This window comes from Massilia glaciei (assembly GCF_003011895.2).
GTDB lineage: Bacteria > Pseudomonadota > Gammaproteobacteria > Burkholderiales > Burkholderiaceae_D > Telluria_A > Telluria_A glaciei.
Genome location: NZ_PXWF02000202.1, coordinates 42,846 through 58,620 on the forward strand (window position 1 = coordinate 42,846; position 15,775 = coordinate 58,620).

The 15,775-nt window shown below is 63.0% G+C and carries 15 protein-coding genes and 1 tRNA gene; 3 read left to right on the forward strand and 13 right to left on the reverse strand.

Going from position 1 to position 15,775, the window contains the following annotated elements; translation table 11 throughout:
• Positions 1–3: 3 nt before the first annotated feature.
• The 11 genes from nuoF to C7C56_RS12310 form a co-directional block, all read right to left on the reverse strand.
• A complete protein-coding gene (gene nuoF / locus C7C56_RS12260; protein WP_106757677.1) occupies positions 4–1,299 on the reverse strand; it encodes an NADH-quinone oxidoreductase subunit NuoF in 1,296 nt (431 codons plus the stop codon).
• Positions 1,296–1,775, reverse strand: a complete 480-nt coding sequence (nuoE, locus tag C7C56_RS12265; RefSeq protein ID WP_106757678.1) for an NADH-quinone oxidoreductase subunit NuoE — start codon at positions 1,773–1,775, stop codon at positions 1,296–1,298. The genes nuoF and nuoE overlap by 4 nt, the downstream gene beginning before the upstream one ends.
• Before the next feature lie 28 nt (positions 1,776–1,803).
• Positions 1,804–3,057: an NADH-quinone oxidoreductase subunit D gene (locus tag C7C56_RS12270; RefSeq protein WP_106757679.1), complete on the reverse strand. Its 1,254-nt coding sequence runs from the start codon at positions 3,055–3,057 to the stop codon at positions 1,804–1,806.
• Positions 3,057–3,650, reverse strand: a complete 594-nt coding sequence (locus C7C56_RS12275) for an NADH-quinone oxidoreductase subunit C (RefSeq protein WP_106757680.1) — start codon at positions 3,648–3,650, stop codon at positions 3,057–3,059. The genes C7C56_RS12270 and C7C56_RS12275 overlap by 1 nt, the downstream gene beginning before the upstream one ends.
• Before the next feature lie 2 nt (positions 3,651–3,652).
• Positions 3,653–4,129 (reverse strand): NuoB/complex I 20 kDa subunit family protein, encoded by a 477-nt coding sequence (locus C7C56_RS28830; RefSeq protein WP_181373146.1) that lies wholly within the window; start codon positions 4,127–4,129, stop codon positions 3,653–3,655.
• A 3-nt stretch (positions 4,130–4,132) separates the two neighbouring features.
• Positions 4,133–4,492: an NADH-quinone oxidoreductase subunit A gene (locus C7C56_RS28835; protein ID WP_181373153.1), complete on the reverse strand. Its 360-nt coding sequence runs from the start codon at positions 4,490–4,492 to the stop codon at positions 4,133–4,135.
• 159 nt (positions 4,493–4,651) lie between these two features.
• A tRNA-Leu gene (locus C7C56_RS12285) sits at positions 4,652–4,737 on the reverse strand.
• A 137-nt stretch (positions 4,738–4,874) separates the two neighbouring features.
• Positions 4,875–5,342, reverse strand: coding sequence for a preprotein translocase subunit SecG (gene secG, locus C7C56_RS12290; protein WP_106757681.1), 468 nt, complete (start codon positions 5,340–5,342; stop codon positions 4,875–4,877).
• A 37-nt stretch (positions 5,343–5,379) separates the two neighbouring features.
• Complete coding sequence (gene tpiA, locus C7C56_RS12295) at positions 5,380–6,129, reverse strand: triose-phosphate isomerase (protein WP_106757682.1); 750 nt, start codon at positions 6,127–6,129, stop codon at positions 5,380–5,382.
• Positions 6,130–6,230: 101 nt separating this feature from the next.
• Complete coding sequence (locus C7C56_RS12300; RefSeq protein WP_106757683.1) at positions 6,231–7,211, reverse strand: NAD(P)H-quinone oxidoreductase; 981 nt, start codon at positions 7,209–7,211, stop codon at positions 6,231–6,233.
• 884 nt (positions 7,212–8,095) lie between these two features.
• Complete coding sequence (locus C7C56_RS12310; RefSeq protein WP_106757685.1) at positions 8,096–9,388, reverse strand: IS701 family transposase; 1,293 nt, start codon at positions 9,386–9,388, stop codon at positions 8,096–8,098.
• Positions 9,389–9,591: 203 nt separating this feature from the next.
• Here C7C56_RS12310 and C7C56_RS12315 point away from each other — a divergent pair, with 203 nt between their 5' ends.
• The 3 genes from C7C56_RS12315 to C7C56_RS12325 all read left to right on the forward strand — a co-directional run bounded on the left by C7C56_RS12315 (position 9,592) and on the right by C7C56_RS12325 (position 12,482).
• Positions 9,592–9,876 carry a sll1863 family stress response protein gene (locus tag C7C56_RS12315; protein ID WP_106757686.1) on the forward strand — a complete coding sequence of 95 codons (285 nt, stop codon included), beginning with the start codon at positions 9,592–9,594 and terminating at the stop codon, positions 9,874–9,876.
• 239 nt (positions 9,877–10,115) lie between these two features.
• Entirely contained in the window at positions 10,116–10,661 is a 546-nt protein-coding gene (locus C7C56_RS12320; protein ID WP_106757687.1) for a DUF4256 domain-containing protein, read from the forward strand.
• A gap of 450 nt (positions 10,662–11,111) precedes the next feature.
• Positions 11,112–12,482: a vanadium-dependent haloperoxidase gene (locus tag C7C56_RS12325; RefSeq protein ID WP_106757688.1), complete on the forward strand. Its 1,371-nt coding sequence runs from the start codon at positions 11,112–11,114 to the stop codon at positions 12,480–12,482.
• Between the two features lie 122 nt (positions 12,483–12,604).
• Here C7C56_RS12325 and C7C56_RS12330 read toward each other — a convergent pair whose 3' ends face one another.
• Positions 12,605–14,005 carry a DUF1501 domain-containing protein gene (locus tag C7C56_RS12330; protein ID WP_229458736.1) on the reverse strand — a complete coding sequence of 467 codons (1,401 nt, stop codon included), beginning with the start codon at positions 14,003–14,005 and terminating at the stop codon, positions 12,605–12,607.
• An 8-nt stretch (positions 14,006–14,013) separates the two neighbouring features.
• Positions 14,014–15,741 (reverse strand): DUF1800 domain-containing protein, encoded by a 1,728-nt coding sequence (locus C7C56_RS12335; RefSeq protein ID WP_229458737.1) that lies wholly within the window; start codon positions 15,739–15,741, stop codon positions 14,014–14,016.
• Between the last annotated feature and the right edge of the window lie 34 nt (positions 15,742–15,775).

A 15,775-nucleotide genomic window follows, 5' to 3' on the forward strand; every position in this document is an offset into this window, starting at 1 on the left:
GGCTTAGATGTAAGCGGGCACTAGGCAGTGCTTGTGCTCGATGTGATATTCAAATTCTTCGCGGAAGTTCTTGATCATGGCGCGCACCGGCATCGCGGCGGCGTCGCCCAGCGCGCAAATGGTGCGGCCCTGGATGTTGTCGGCGATCGAGTTCAGCATGTCGATGTCGTCGGCGCGGCCCTGGCCGTGTTCGATGCGGTGGATCATGCGGTACAACCAGCCCGTGCCTTCGCGGCAGGGGGTGCACTGGCCGCACGACTCTTCGTAATAGAAGTAGGCCAGGCGCAGCAGCGACTTGACCATGCAGCGCGTCTCGTCCATGACGATCACGGCGCCCGAACCGAGCATCGAGCCGGCCTTGGCGATCGAATCGTAATCCATGTCGGTGGCCATCATGACCTCGCCCGTGAGCACCGGCATCGAGGACCCGCCGGGGATGACCGCCTTGATCTTTTTGCCGTCGCGCATGCCGCCCGCGAGTGCCAGCAGGTCAGCGAACGGGGTGCCCATCGGCACTTCGTAGTTGCCCGGCAAAGCCACATCGCCCGACATCGAGAAGATCTTGGTGCCGCCGTTGTTGGGTTTGCCCAATTTGGCGTACGCCTCGCCGCCCATGTTGATGACGAACGGGACGGCCGCGAAGGTTTCGGTGTTGTTGATCGTGGTCGGCTTGCCGTACAGGCCGAACGAGGCCGGGAACGGCGGCTTGAAGCGCGGCTGTCCCTTCTTGCCTTCGAGCGACTCGAGCAAAGCGGTCTCTTCGCCGCAGATGTAGGCGCCGTAGCCGTGGAAGGCGTGCAGTTCGAAGGTGAACTCGCTGCCCATGATTTTATCGCCGAGGCAATTGGCGGCGCGCGCCTCCTCGAGCGCTTCCTCGAAGCGGTCGTAGTCGGCCCAGATCTCACCGTGGATATAGTTGTAGCCGACCGTGATGCCCATCGCGTAGGCGCCGATGGCCATGCCCTCGATCAGCGCGTGCGGGTTGTAGCGGATGATGTCGCGGTCCTTGAAGGTGCCCGGCTCGCCTTCGTCGGAGTTGCAGACGAGGTATTTCTGGCCCGGGAACTGGCGCGGCATGAAGCTCCACTTCAGGCCCGTGGGGAAACCGGCGCCGCCGCGGCCGCGCAGCGACGAGGCTTTGAGTTCGGCGATGACCTGCTCGGGCGTGATGCCCTCTTCCAGAATGCGGCGCAGCGCGCTGTAACCGCCGCGCGCGATGTAATCTTGCAGATGCCAGTTCTTGCCATCGAGGCCGGCGAGGATCAGCGGCTTGATGTGGCGGGAGTGGAGTGATGTCATTGCTTGAGTTCCTCGACGAGTGCGTCGATCTTGTCGTTCGACATCCAGCTGCACATGCGCTTGTTATTGACCAGCATGACCGGGGCGTCGCCGCAGGCGCCCATGCATTCGCCCTCGACGAGCGTGAACTGGCCGTCGGCGGTGGTCTCGCGGTAGCCGATGCCGAGCTTTTCCTTCAGGTGGTGGGCCGCCTTCTCGCCGCCGGACAACTGGCACGGCAGGTTGGTGCACACCGAGATCTTGTACTTGCCGACCGGCTTGGTGTTGTACATATTGTAGAAGGTCGCCACTTCCTGGACCGCGATGGCGGGCATGCCGAGGTAGTCGGCGACGTCCTGCATCACCTCCGGTGGAAGCCAGCCCTTTTCGTCCTGGGCAATGGCGAGCGCGGCCATCACCGCCGACTCCTTGTGGTCCGGCGGGAATTTAGCGACTTCGCGGTCGATCTTCTTGTATGACTGCTCTGATAACAACATGTTTTTTTGCCTCAAAAGTGCAAGCGATTTATCTGTCGATCTCGCCGAATACGATGTCTTGCGTACCGATAATGGTGACCGCGTCGGCGATCATGTGGCCGCGCGCCATTTCGTCGAGCCCCTGCAGGTGGGCGAAGCCTGGTGCGCGGATTTTCATCCGGTACGGCTTGTTGGCGCCGTCGGAGACCAGATAGATGCCGAACTCGCCCTTTGGATGCTCGACCGCGCAGTACGCCTCGCCCGGCGGGACGTGGAAGCCCTCGGTGAACAACTTGAAATGGTGGATCAGCGATTCCATGTTCGACTTCATGTCGACGCGCGACGGCGGCGCCACCTTGTTGTTGTCGACCATGACCGGGCCCGGGTTCGCGCGCAACCAGGCGCTGGCCTGCTTGATGATACGGTTCGACTGGCGCATCTCTTCGATGCGCACCAGGTAGCGGTCGTAGCAATCGCCGTTGGTGCCGATCGGCACGTCGAAATCCATCTTGTCGTAGACCGCGTAAGGCTGCTTCTTGCGCAGGTCCCAGGCCACGCCGGAGCCGCGCAGCATCGGGCCGGTGAAGCCCATCGCGCGCGCCGCCTCGGGCGAGACCACGCCGATGCCGACCGTGCGCTGTTTCCAGATGCGGTTGTCGGTCAGCAGGGTTTCGTATTCGTCGACGTACTTGGTGAAACGGCTGGTGAAGTCGTCGAGGAAGTCGAGCAGCGAGCCCTGGCGGTTCTCGTTGAGCTGGTCGATCGCCTTGGCGTTGCGCAGGATCGATGCCTTGTGTTTCGGCATTGCGTCCGGCAGGTCGCGGTAGACCCCGCCCGGGCGGTAGTAGGCCGCGTGCATGCGCGCGCCCGACACCGCCTCGTAGCAGTCGAACAGGTCTTCGCGGTCGCGGAAGGCGTAAAGGAACGGGCCCATCGCGCCGACGTCGAGCGCGTGCGCGCCGAGCCACATCAGGTGGTTCAGCAAACGCGTGATCTCGTCGAACATGACGCGGATATATTGCGCGCGGACGGGGATTTCAAGACCCAACAGCTTTTCGATCGCCATCACGTAGGCGTGCTCGTTGCTCATCATCGAGACGTAATCGAGGCGGTCCATGTACGGCACCGACTGCAGGTAGGTGCGGGTCTCGGCCAGTTTTTCGGTGGCGCGGTGCAGCAGGCCGATGTGCGGGTCGGCGCGCTGGATGACCTCGCCGTCGAGCTCGAGCACGAGGCGCAAAACGCCGTGCGCGGCCGGATGCTGCGGGCCGAAGTTGAGCGTGTAATTCTTAATGTCAGCCATTATTTCATCCCGTAGGTTTCTTCACGGATCACGCGCGGAATGATTTCGCGCGGCTCGATCGTGACGGGTTGGTAGATCACGCGCTTCTGCTCGGGGTCGTAGCGCATCTCGACGTAGCCCGAGATAGGGAAGTCTTTGCGGAACGGATGGCCGATGAAGCCGTAGTCGGTCAGGATGCGGCGCAGGTCGTTGTGGCCTTCGAACAGGATGCCGTACAGGTCGAACGCCTCGCGCTCGTACCAGTTGGCGCCGCGCCAGACGGTGGTGACGGAGGCGATGATCGGCATCTCGTCGTCGGGCGCGAACACGCGCACGCGCACGCGCCAGTTGTGCACGGTGGAGAGCAGGTGCGAGACGGCCGCGAAGCGCGCGCCCTCCCAGGTGCCTTCGCCGTAGCTCAGGTAGTCGACGCCGCACAGGTCGATGAGCTCGTCGAATTGCAGTTCGGCGTGCTCGCGCAGGGTCGCCATGGCGGCCAGGTAGTCGGCGGCCTTGACCAGCACCGTCACCTCGCCCAGGGCGCTGGTGACGGTGGCGCCCTCGCCCAGCACGCGGCCCAGGGTCGAAGCTAAGTTTTCAATTTTGGTCGTCATAATTAGCGGGCGATGGTGTTGGTGCGCTTGATCTTGTTATGCAGCTGCAAGATGCCGTAGAGCAGCGCCTCGGCCGTCGGCGGGCAGCCCGGCACGTAGACGTCAACCGGCACGATGCGGTCGCAGCCGCGCACCACGGAATACGAGTAATGGTAGTAGCCGCCGCCGTTGGCGCAGGAACCCATCGAGATGACCCAGCGCGGCTCGGGCATCTGGTCGTAGACCTTGCGCAGTGCCGGCGCCATCTTGTTGCACAGCGTGCCGGCGACGATCATGACGTCGGACTGGCGCGGCGACGGGCGGAACATGAAGCCGAAGCGCTCCAGGTCGTAACGGGCGGCGCCCGCGTGCATCATTTCGACGGCGCAGCAGGCCAGGCCGAACGACATCGGATACATCGACCCGGTGCGCGCCCAGTTGATCAGCGAATCCGCTGAGGTGGTGATGAAACCTTCGTTTAACTTGCCTTCAATTGACATGGCTTACTCCCAATCAAGGGCACCTTTCTTCCAGATATACCAAAACCCGACCACGAACTCGGCGATGAAGATCATCATCGTCACGAAACCGGACCAGCCCAGGTCGCGCATGGCGACGCCCCACGGGAAAAAGAATGCCGTTTCCAGATCGAACAAAATAAACAGGATCGCGACCAGATAGTAGCGGACGTCGAATTTCATGCGGGCATCTTCGAACGCTTCGAAGCCGCACTCATACGGGGACAGTTTTGCTGCGTCGGGACGGTTTGGCGAGATGAAGTACCCGAGCACCTGGGGCACGATGCCGACGCCGAGGCCTACGAGAATGAACAACAATACGGGGAAGTAATTTTCGAGGTTCACGATGGATGAGCCCATGTTGAATGATCGGTTGATGAACCACTGCGATCCTTGCAGCACCCTGTCGCACGATCTGGTTTGATGCCTACCAACATGATGCGTGCGACTGATCCGCGTAAAAAAGCCAGCTCAGGCGCAGCCCTTGCTGGCTTCTTTGTATTCTGGTGCCGACGGCGAGACTCGAACTCGCACAACTTTACGTCACCACCCCCTCAAGATGGCGTGTCTACCAATTTCACCACGTCGGCGATGAAGGCATTATTCTACTACGTCCCACCCATACTTTTCAATGCATACTTGCGCATTAACAAGGAAAAAATGATATATCTTTGCTTCTTTTGACTCCGGCCCGGCTTCCCGGGACTTATTGCACCCGCCAGCGGGCTTACTGCGGCGTTTTTTCGGCTGGTGCCGGCGCCGCGGCGGCCGGGGCCGTTGCAGCGGCGGCTGGCGCCTCGACGACGGGCGCCTCGAGCGCTGGCGCGACAGGCGCGGCATCGACCGGCGCTGGCGCCGCGACCGGGGCGGCGGCGCCTGGGATAGCGCCCGGACCGGTGACCGGCACCGGCGCGATGACCGCGTTTTGCATCACGCTGCCACCCAACGGGGTCTTGACCTTGGTGCCCATGTAGGACAGGCCCAGCGTCGAGATGAAGAAGATCGCGGCGGCCAGGCCGGTCGACTTCGACATGAAGTTGGACGAACCGCTGGCGCCGAACAGGCTGCCCGAAGCGCCCGAGCCGAAGGCCGCGCCCATGTCAGCGCCCTTGCCGTGCTGGAGCAGCACGAGAGCGATGATCAACAGAGCGGATATTACCTGTACAGCCACAACCAGATTGAACAACGTGTTCATGCTTATTCCATTCCAAGTTTAACTACAAAAAAATAATTTAATTGGCCGCGTGGATGATGGCAAGGAAATCTGCCGCCTTCAACGCCGCCCCACCAATCAGCCCGCCATCGATGTCCGGCTGCGCCATCAATTCTTTGGCGTTTTCGGGCTTCATGCTGCCGCCGTACAAAATCTGCACTGTGTCAGCAGCTACTGCATTCGTTTGCTTCAGTTGCGCGCGCAACTGCGCGTGCACCTCCTGGGCCATCTCTGGCGTTGCCGTCTTGCCAGTGCCGATCGCCCAGACGGGCTCGTAGGCAACGACGATGTGGGCGACATCGCCCTCGCCGAGCAGCGCCAGCACCGCGTCGAGCTGGGCCGAGACGACCTGCTGGGTCTGTCCCGCCTCGCGCTGCGCCAGCGTCTCGCCGACGCAGACGATCGGCGTGATCCCGGCGGCCAGGGCCGCGACGGCCTTATTGGCGACCAGTTCGTTGCTCTCGGCGTGCATCGCGCGGCGCTCGGAGTGGCCGACGATCGCATAGCGGCAGCCGAACTCGGCCAGCATGGCCGCGCTGACCTCGCCCGTGAAGGCGCCGGCGGCCTGCGCCGAAACGTCCTGCGCACCCAAGCCGACCGCGCCACCGGAAAGCGCCACCTGGCACTGCGCCAGGTAGGGAGCGGGCGCGCACACGGCGCAATCGGCGCCGGCCGCGCCAGTACCGGCGGCAATCCCGGACAGCAGGGCTTCGTTGCCGGCCAGGCTGCCGTTCATTTTCCAATTACCTACGACGAGTTTGCGGCGCATAGTATCCCAGTTCTAATTAACCCGCTATTTTAACGCCCGTTGACCAGCGGGTCAAACAAAGGGCGCGCTTTTGTTGCCCAGAAGGCAACACGAAGCGTGGATCAGACGAGCGAAAGCATGATCTTGCCCACATGGGTGCTCGATTCCATCAAGGTGTGGGCGGCGGCGGCCTGTTCAAGCGGAAAGGTTTGGAAAATCACGGGCCGGATCCTGCCCTCCTCTATCAGTGGCCAGACCCGCTCCCGCAGACGCCAGGCGATGGCCGCCTTGAACGCGACCGGCCGCGCGCGCAGGGTCGAACCGCTGATGCTCAGCCGGCGGCGCAGCACCTGCCCGAGGTCGATCTCGGCCTTGGCGCCGCCCAGCAGGGCGATCAGGGCGATGCGGCCGTCGTCGGCCAGGCAATCGATCTCGCGCGGCAGGTAGTTGCCCCCCACCATGTCGAGGATCACATCGACGCCCTTCCCGCCCGTGAGCGCCTTGATCTCGGCGCCGAAGTCCTCGTCGCGGTAGTTGATCGCCCGCACCGCGCCGAGCGCCTCGCAGGCGCGGCATTTGTCGTCGGTGCCGGCCGTGGCATAAACCTTGTGCCCGAGCGCGGTGGCGATCTGGATCGCGGCGACGCCGATGCCGGAGCTGCCGCCCTGCACCAGCAGGGTTTCGCCGATGGCCAACTGGGCGCGGTCGAACACATTGCTCCAGACGGTGAAAAAGGTTTCCGGCAGCGAAGCCGCCTCGAGCGGCGTGAGGCCGGACGGCAGCGGCAGGCATTGCTGCAGCGGCGCGGCGCAATACTCGGCATAGCCGCCGCCCTGCACCAGCGCGCACACCATCTGGCCCCTATGGAACGGGCTGCCGGCGAGGTCGCCGTCGACGATCTCGCCGGCCACCTCGAGGCCGGGAAGGTCGGAGGCGCCGGGCGGGACCGGGTAGCGCCCTATGCGTTGCAGCACGTCGGGACGGTTGACGCCGGCCGCATGCACCTTGATCAGCACTTCACCGGATTTGAGGGTGGGAACGGGCCGCTCGCACAGTTGCAAAACCTCGGGCGAACCGGTCTGGGTGATTTCGATCGCGCGCATGGGAGGCACTCCGGATTGGGAAAGTGCGATTGTACGACACGGGCAGTGGCGCGCGATGACGCACCTGGAGATGTTGTCCCCAACGTCTGGCGCGGGAGCCGAACATCGACCGTATAGCAGAAGCACCTAATTTTACAATTGGTAAAACCTTCCTCAATCGGGGTCAGACCCCAGTTAAAAAATTTTCGTGCATTTTCAGTTCCTCACCTATGATCGATTCTGGACGTATGGAAAAATTTTGTAACTGGGGTCTGACCCCGATTGTGAATTTGTCGTGTAACTGGGGTCTGACCCCGATTGTGAATTTGTCGAGCTGCCCCAACCCGCGGCGCTCCCTTCGGTATTCCATCAATGTCATTATTGAACGGGGGGCCGCCATCAACTTGCAACCATCCCGGACGAAGGGTTGCATCGTCATGCGGCCGACCATGCCGGCAGCGTCCGCACTATTGCGACTGCAACTAAAAGGGAACCGCCTGCGTCAAGCTGGCGCTTTGCTTCGCGCGTATGCCGTATTGCCAGTATGAGGGGATCACAATGGCGGCGACAATGCCGAGGATCATAATCGTCGGCAACAGGGCGGCGCCGATGAAAGCCAGCACGGGCGGAAGGGACTAGGAGCCTGTCGGACTTAGGGAGTCGAAGCGAAAAAAGTGCTGGACGAGGACAGATTTTGACGATTTCGCAGTGCCAATAGCGAGCTATTGGCCGAGAAAGCGGCGAAATATGGACCGTCCAGCACCTTTTGCAGCCGACGATCTAAGTCCGACAGGCTCCTAGTCTTACTGTGTCACAAAATTAATCTAGCCAGGCAACAACAAGGGCAGCGCAGCAGTTGTGCTGCTATTGCACTTGCGATGAGCGTGCGCAACGTTGTAATTGAGTCAGGCACATGACGTTGCGCTCGGCCGGCTCCCACGAGGGATGTAATCGTCGGGTAAGCGAGACGTTTCTGGTTTTGCAGAGTTTTTTTTAACCCCGGGATGTTTGAGGCGCTCAGTAGTCAAGAAGCCATAAGCGGCAATGCACAGCGTGGCGTGATGATGGAATCCCCGCCAACCCCGCCCCTCGTAATGTCCTAGTCCGAATTCTTGTTTAAGTTCTTGATAGTCTCCTTCGATACGCCAACGCATTTTTGTCACGAATACGATTTGCTCAAGGGTTGCATCTTCGGGCGCTGTAGATAAGAAGTATTTTAATGGCTCCGTGTCGCCTTCAGGCCATTCGATCAGCAGCCATTCTTTGGCGCGCATCTTTGTGCCGAGATAGTCTCGGTGAGCGGGGCGGACACGAACAGCAGTGAAGCGAGAGGATAGCTCGGTATTTGAGCATTCCCTCCATGTGACCGTGCGGTAGTCTTGCGGAGCCAACGACTCTGCCAATGCCTTTACTGAAACCGGTTCGTTGCCGGTCTCACGCCGTAGCCGAGTCGGTGGTATTCCGCGCCCGCTCCATGCCTTGGGCGGTAGTGGTGCAGTGCCTGGCGCCCAAACCGTAGTCGCCGGCCGGATGCCGACCGCATATATCATCCCCATCTCGGTGATGCTATCGCGAAAGTCGGTGTCGTCACCGTACCCGGCGTCGGTTAGAACAACGCCTGGTGGCGTGCCTGATTTGACAGCCTCGCGCAACTGCCCAAGTGCTATCTCTGGCTTGGTCGCGAAGGCGACATCTTCTGGCACGCCTGCCACCGCACGACGTTCAGGATCGCTCGCCCAATCTTTGGGAAGATAGAGTTGATAGGCGATCGGCACACTGCCTAGCTCGGTGGCGAGCGACAAGCTAACAGCCACTTGGCAGTTGTCTTGTTTTCCAAGTTGACCGCAATATTGACGCGCCACGCCCACCGAATGCTTGCCTTTTTTTGGGAAACCTGTGTCGTCGATGATCCAATAATGTCCCGTATCCGTAACCAGCAACGGTTTGACGGAATCACCTACCGATGCAAGAACCGCGCTGTCCGACCACGACGACTTCGCAACAAAATGATGAAGCGATTGATGTTTGGCGCGCACACGCAGAGGCTCGAGATGCGCCGCGAGCGGCTCGACGCTCTTGCGACTGATCGGCAGCATGAGCCCTTTGCAGTAGTCCTTTAGACTTGCTCTGCGATCCATGTGACCCAGGGCCTCGCAGAGCCGATCAAGATATAGATCCAACTCAGCCAAATTCTCCATTCCCGTCTCCTGCCGTTATTGACAGTGCAACAGTATACGCGCATTATTGATTTTGTGACACAGTAAGACTAGAGGCAAAGCTCTACTACTTCTGTCGGCTACCGCACCGAGTTGCAAGCGCTTTGGACTTAATCTGATCGGACTGTCAGGCGGCCGCACATTCCGTGACGCACCGTTTGCTAGCACCACAGAGGATTATCGCCATGCAAAACAAAGAAAACTACATCACCAAAATGAAGCTTCAGCTCGACGAGTTGGACGCAAAAATGGACACACTGGAAGCCAAGGCATCAAACGCCAAGGACGCAGCCCATGAAAAGTATCTCGAGGAAATGGCGAAGCTGCGCCACCAGTCGAAAGTGACGAAAGCTAAATTCGACGAGCTGATGGATACCGGCGAAGACAAGTGGGACAACATGGTAGTCGAAATGGAAAAAGTCCGCGACGCCTTCGTTCATTCTTTCAACTACTTCAAGTCGCAACTGTAAAACAGCGGCTGCCCAGTTCACCCTAATCGAATTGGGCGGCGTTATGTTTTGCCGCCTCCACACGGGGACGTCGGATTGCGCACGGCATTCAACAACACGATCGAGCCGCTAGCGTACGCGTGCTAATCTGTCGCTGCTGTCGCAACACGCCGGGCAGTCAGCGCAGCGCCCCCGATGCGGGCACCGGCGGCAGCGACTGGACAAATCCCCTGACCGATCGTTCCCCTACGCCGAGAGCCATGAAAGCCCAAGAACGCCAAGATCTGCTTTGCGCACTCAAAGCGCGCTTCGAGAAGAACATGCAGCGCCACCAAGACGTGGCGTGGGACGAAGTTCTGGCTAAGATCGAATCCAATTCCGGCGCCCTGAAGTCGCTCGCGGCGATGGAGGCAAGCGGCGGGGAGTCCGACCTGATTGTTCAGGAGAAGGCGCCCGGTCACTTGGCGTTTTTCGATTGTTCCAAGGAGAGCCCGTCGGGCCGCAGAAGCGTCTGCTACGACCGTGCAGCCTTGGACTCACGCAAGGGAAACAAGCCGCAAGGCAGCGCCGCCGGAATGGCTGCCGCCATGGGCATCGAATTGTTGACCGAAGAACAGTACCGAGCGCTTCAGAAGCTGGGCGAGTTCGACACCACCACGTCCAGTTGGATCCAGACCCCGCCCGAGGTGCGCGCGCTCGGTGGCGCCCTCTTCTGCGACCGCCGCTATGGCAAGGTATTCGTGTATCACAACGGCGCGCAGTCGTACTATGCGGCCAGAGGGTTCCGCGGCGCGTTCTTCTTGTGACCGCGCGGACGTGAACCCGGCATAGCATGCCTTTCCGGCTCTGCCGGCCTTCATCCACCAACACCCGGTTCGGTTCCTCGTGCCCCGGCTCGTTGCGCCCGGATTGACGAACGGTTCGGCCTCGCGCACAGGCGGCGCCACGCCCGCCCCTCCTCATTTTCCCCGCGGAACATACGACATCCGCTCATTCGACCTTTGATCATGCACATGCATTGCGCACTCTCGCGGTGCTCAAATGGCTGAGTCACGCCGAAGTTTAAGCAAACTCAAGCACTCAACCAGGAGAATGTGAAATGGAAAGACGCTCAATTCTCAGACTCGGAGCGGGCATGGCCTTGGCCACAGCCCTCGCGGCATGCGGTAGCTCAGGTTCGTCGACTACATCAATCGCGACGGTGGAGGCCCCGCCCACGCCCGGCCCCTTCCCCGCCCCCGCCCCCGCCCAAAGCCGTGCTGTTCTGGAACGACACGGCACTGCAGGCGATCCGCGCGGCCAGGCCCGGCCCTCCGATGTGCGCGCGCTCGCTCGCCATCATGAACACGGCCATGTACAACGCCTGGAGCGCCTACGATCCGCAAGCGATGTCGACCCAGCACGGCGCGGCGACGCGGCGTCCCAGCGCCGAGCACAATCGACGCAACCGGTTTGCAGCCATCAGCCACGCGGCGCACGCGGTCCTGCTCGACCAATTTCCAAGCCAAAAAACCCTGTTCGACGCGCAGTTGCTCGCCCTCGGGCTCGACACCACGCCGGTCGATGCGAGCCCCGGTTCGGCCCGCTCGGTCGGCGCGGTGGCTGCCGCGGCGTGCATCCGGGATGGCCACGGCGATGGCGCCAACCAGCTCAGCCTGCTGACAGCCTCCGGCCGTGCCTATGCCGATTACACCGGTTACCAGCCGCGCAACCCGGGCGCCATCGCGCTGCAGGCGACCGCGCGCGAGCGCATCCCTTTTCCCGGAAACTGGCAGCCGTTGACCTATCTCGATTCGGGCGGCGCGGCAACAACCCCGGAGTTTCTCGCCGCCTGCTTGCCGCGCGTGAAACCGTTCGCGCTGACATCGGCGGCGCAATTTCGGCCCGGACCGCCGGCCGCGTTCGGCTCCGCCGAATTCAACGACCAGGCGCGCCAGTTGCTTACGATACAGGCCAGCATGGGCGAGACCGAAAAGGCCATCGCCGATTACTGGGCCGACGGCCCAAGCTCCGAACTGCCGCCGGGACACTGGATCCTGCTGGCGCGCTTCGTTTCCGAGCGCGACGTCCATGACGACGACATCGACGTCAAGATGTATTTCGCGCTCGCCAACGCGCTCGCCGATGCCGCCATCGCGGCCTGGGATGCAAAAATCTGCTACGACAGCGCGCGCCCGATCAGCGCGATCCGCTATCTGATGAACGCCGAGACGGTGATATCCTATTCACCGCTCGGGCCGGCGGCCGGACTCGGCCCGGTCAGCGGGGCGGCCTGGCTGCCATACCAGCCGCTCACGTTTATCACGCCGCCGTTCGCCGAGCACGTCTCGGGCCACAGCTGCTTTAGCGCCGCCGCGGCCGAAGTGCTCAAGCTCTACACCGGCAGCGACCGGTTCGGGGCGGTCGCGACCATCAGGGCGCGCTCGCTCAAGATCGACCCCAAGCTGCCCTCGATGGAGATCGCGCTGCGGTGGCCGACGTTCAGCGACGCCGCGGCCGAGGCGGGGCAGTCACGGCTGTACGGCGGCATCCATTTCGAGAAGGGCAATACGGCGGGGCTGTCCCTTGGCCGCCAGGTCGGCGCCGCCGCGTTCGCGAAGGCGGAACGCTACTGGAGCGGTTCTTGACAATAGGCGCGGCAATATCGACCGCGTGGCGGCGCGCTGTCCGCCATCTTGCCCACCATTCCGCACGCCGGACTGCCTCCCGCGATCAGCGCCGCTGCGCAAGGGCGGCGCAGGCGCCGGCGCTACACAAAACCCAGTTTGCGCGCGCTCGCGTTGTAATTGGCCAGGTTCGGCAGCAGCGCCAGCAGGTCGGTGTCCGAGACGCCGAGCCAGCCGCCCATGGTAGCGGCGAACTGGTCGACCGAGGTGCTCGGCAAAAGCCGTCCCTGCCCCACGTCGTCCGGCCCGCCATTGGCCACGATCGGCGCGGTGCCATAGAAGCGCCCCCCATTGACGGCGCCGCCCATCACGAAGTGCATGCTGCCCCAGCCGTGGTCGGAGCCGTTCGCGTTGCCGCTGAGGGTGCGCCCGAAATCGGAGGCGGTGAACGCCGTGACCGCGTCGGACACGCCCAGCTCGACCGTGGCCGCATAGAACGCCGACATGGCCGCGCCCAGTCTGGTCATGAGCACGGGATGGTCGGTCAGCATGGCATCGTGGTTGTCGAAGCCGCCCAGCGAGACGAAGAACACCTGCCGCTTCAGGCCCAACGCCGGGCCCGCCGAGATCATGCGCGCCACCATCTTGAGCTGGTCGCCGAGCGAGTTCCCCGCGGGGAAAACCGTGGCCAGCGCGGGCCTCGCGGCGAGCGCGCTGGTGAGCACCTCGTTGGCGTCGATCGAGCGTTTGCTGACCCGGTTGTACTCGTTCTCGAACAGGTGGCTGCGCGGCTCGCTGATCAACTTGCGCAACACGGCCGTGCAGGCGGCCGAACCGAACAGGGGACTCTTGAGCCCGGCGAGCGGCACCGATCCGCTGCTCGAGACCTGGTACTGCACCGCCGTCCTACCCGACATGAAAACCGCGTTGCCCGATACGTTGACACATGAAAAAGTCGCGTTCGCGTTCCCGGCCTGGAACAGGTCGCCCATGCGCCCGCCCCAGCCCGAGGTGGCGCCCTCGGGCGAGGACGACTGCCAGACCGATTGCTGGTCGTTGTGGGAAAACAGCTTCGGCGGCAGCTTGACCGATTTGTTCGTGTATTGCAGCTTGGTGGTCGGCTGCACCAGCGTGCCCACGTTGAGCATGACGCCGAGCTTGCCGGTGTTGAACAGCGGCAGCAAGGGCGCCAGATTCGGCGCGAGCGCGTACTGGTGGGCGAAACCGCCGGCGTCGAGCGGCGTGACCGAGGGCAGCAGCGCGGTCGCGGCCAGATTGTCGCGGCTGTGCGCGAACGCGGGCCGGAAATTGGCGTACAGCGCGTGATTGCCGCTGTCGTAAGGCACCACCGTGTTCGCGTAGTCGTTGCCTCCATACAAAAATATGCAGACGAGCGCCTTGTAGTCGGTCGCGTTGGCGGCGCTGGCCTCGGCCATGGCGGCCATGTTCAGCGCCCAAGGCGCCGCCACGCCGGCCAGCGACAAGGTCGACGCGCGCTGCAAAAAGGCGCGCCGCGACGCATTCATACCGTCTTTGTTTTGCATGGGACCGCCTATTTCTGAACGATGAATTCGGGCGCGGCCAGCACCATGACCAATGCCGCATGGATCCGGTTGAGACGGAACGCGTCCGTTCCACACAGCATGGTGTCGAGCGCGGCGACCATCTGGCCCACCGTCGACGCCGACAAGGCGCCGGCCGCCAGCACCAGGTTGATCTCGTCGAGCAGGCTTTGGGCGTTGTCGGCCAGCGCCAGCAGGCCCGCGTAATCGGGCTTGACGTCGCCGACTCCCCTGCTGACCACGGTCTGCATGTAATTGATATAGCCAACCACGGTCGATTCGTTGGTGATCTGGAACTCCGGCGCGACCATGCCGGCGCTGCCGATCGCGCTGTTGGGCGGCACGTAGCCGGGCCTGAAGAAATTGAACACCGTGGCCGAGCGCAAGGGGCTTTGGCCGAGCCGGGTGCCCGGATCCGAGGTGTTGCCGACGGCCCAGGCGTCGCTGGCGGAGCCGGCCTTGAACGCGCGCGCCCATCCGGTAAAGCGCAGGATCGGTTCGCGCAGCTTGCCAAACGACGCGTCGCTCAGCCGTGCGGCATTGCGCGCCTCGTCGTCGAGCAAGATTGCTTTGACCACCGCCCGCAGGTTGCCCTTTACCCCGCCGCCGTCGTTGTTGAACACCGCGCTGATGCGTCCGATGTACGCCGGGCTCGGGTTGCTGCAGACGAGCCGCTGGATCAGTTGGCGCCCGATGAACGGCGCCACGTTCGCATGCCCGAAAATGGTGTCGAGCGCCTGCGTCAGGCTGTTGATGCCGTCCGTGCCGGCCGCGATCGTGGTTCCCAGAAACGACTTGCTGCCGCTTTCGTGCCTGCTCGCGGTTTGCACCAGCGGGCGGCGTTTGAAGTCGGGCGTGTTGGTGTCGCCGCCGGCGAGGTCGTAGTTCCAGCCGGTGAACACGCGCGCGAGCCCGGTGATGTCGTCGAGCGTGTAGGTTTCCTGCGGCAGGGCGCCGGACAGTTTGAGCGAGCCGTCGGGGTTGAGCTGGAGCAGCCCGATCGTGAACAGCTGCATGACTTCGCGCGCGTAGTTCTCGTCCGGCATGGCGCCGGTGGCGGCGTTGAACTTGACGTTGTTGCGGTAGGTGAGGAACTCGGCCATCGGCGCGCTCAGCGACACCTGCTGGAGCAGCGTGCGGTAGTTGCCAAAGGCGTTCGCCTCGAGCAGGTCCAAAAAGGCCGCCGCCGAGAACGCGCGCCAGCCGCCGCCGACAAAACCGGTCACGCCGGCGACCACGATTTCCGACAGGGCGAGGGTGACGCGCTGGCGCAGGGTGTCCGGCGCCGACAGCAGCTTGCGCCACTGGCAGGCGTCGGCCCCCGCTTCGCCGTTCTTGTTGGCCTCGACCGCGTAGCCGCCGGCCACGAGCCAGTCCCAGCGCGTGGTCGAAGGCGGCGACGCGAATTGTTCCTCGAGCCACGCGGCGTAGCCGAGCGCCTGCACCCGCGCGATCTGCTCGCGCGTGGCACCCATCGAGGCCTGCGCCAGGAAACGCGAGGCTTCGACCGCGGTCGGCATCACGGGCGGCGGTGGGGGCGTGGGCGCCGGCGGGGCGGGCGCCGGGGCGCCTCCGCCGCCGCCGCCGCCGCACGCGCTTAGCAGCGCTGCCGCGGCCAGACCCGCGACAGGGGCGGCAACAACGGTCCCCGGGGTGTCGAAGGTTTCTGCCAGGCCAGGCCCGGCGTCTTGAAAAAGGTTGTTGCCCAATTCTTCCATGATAAGCACCGGTTGCTAGCGTCCGATGATGCTA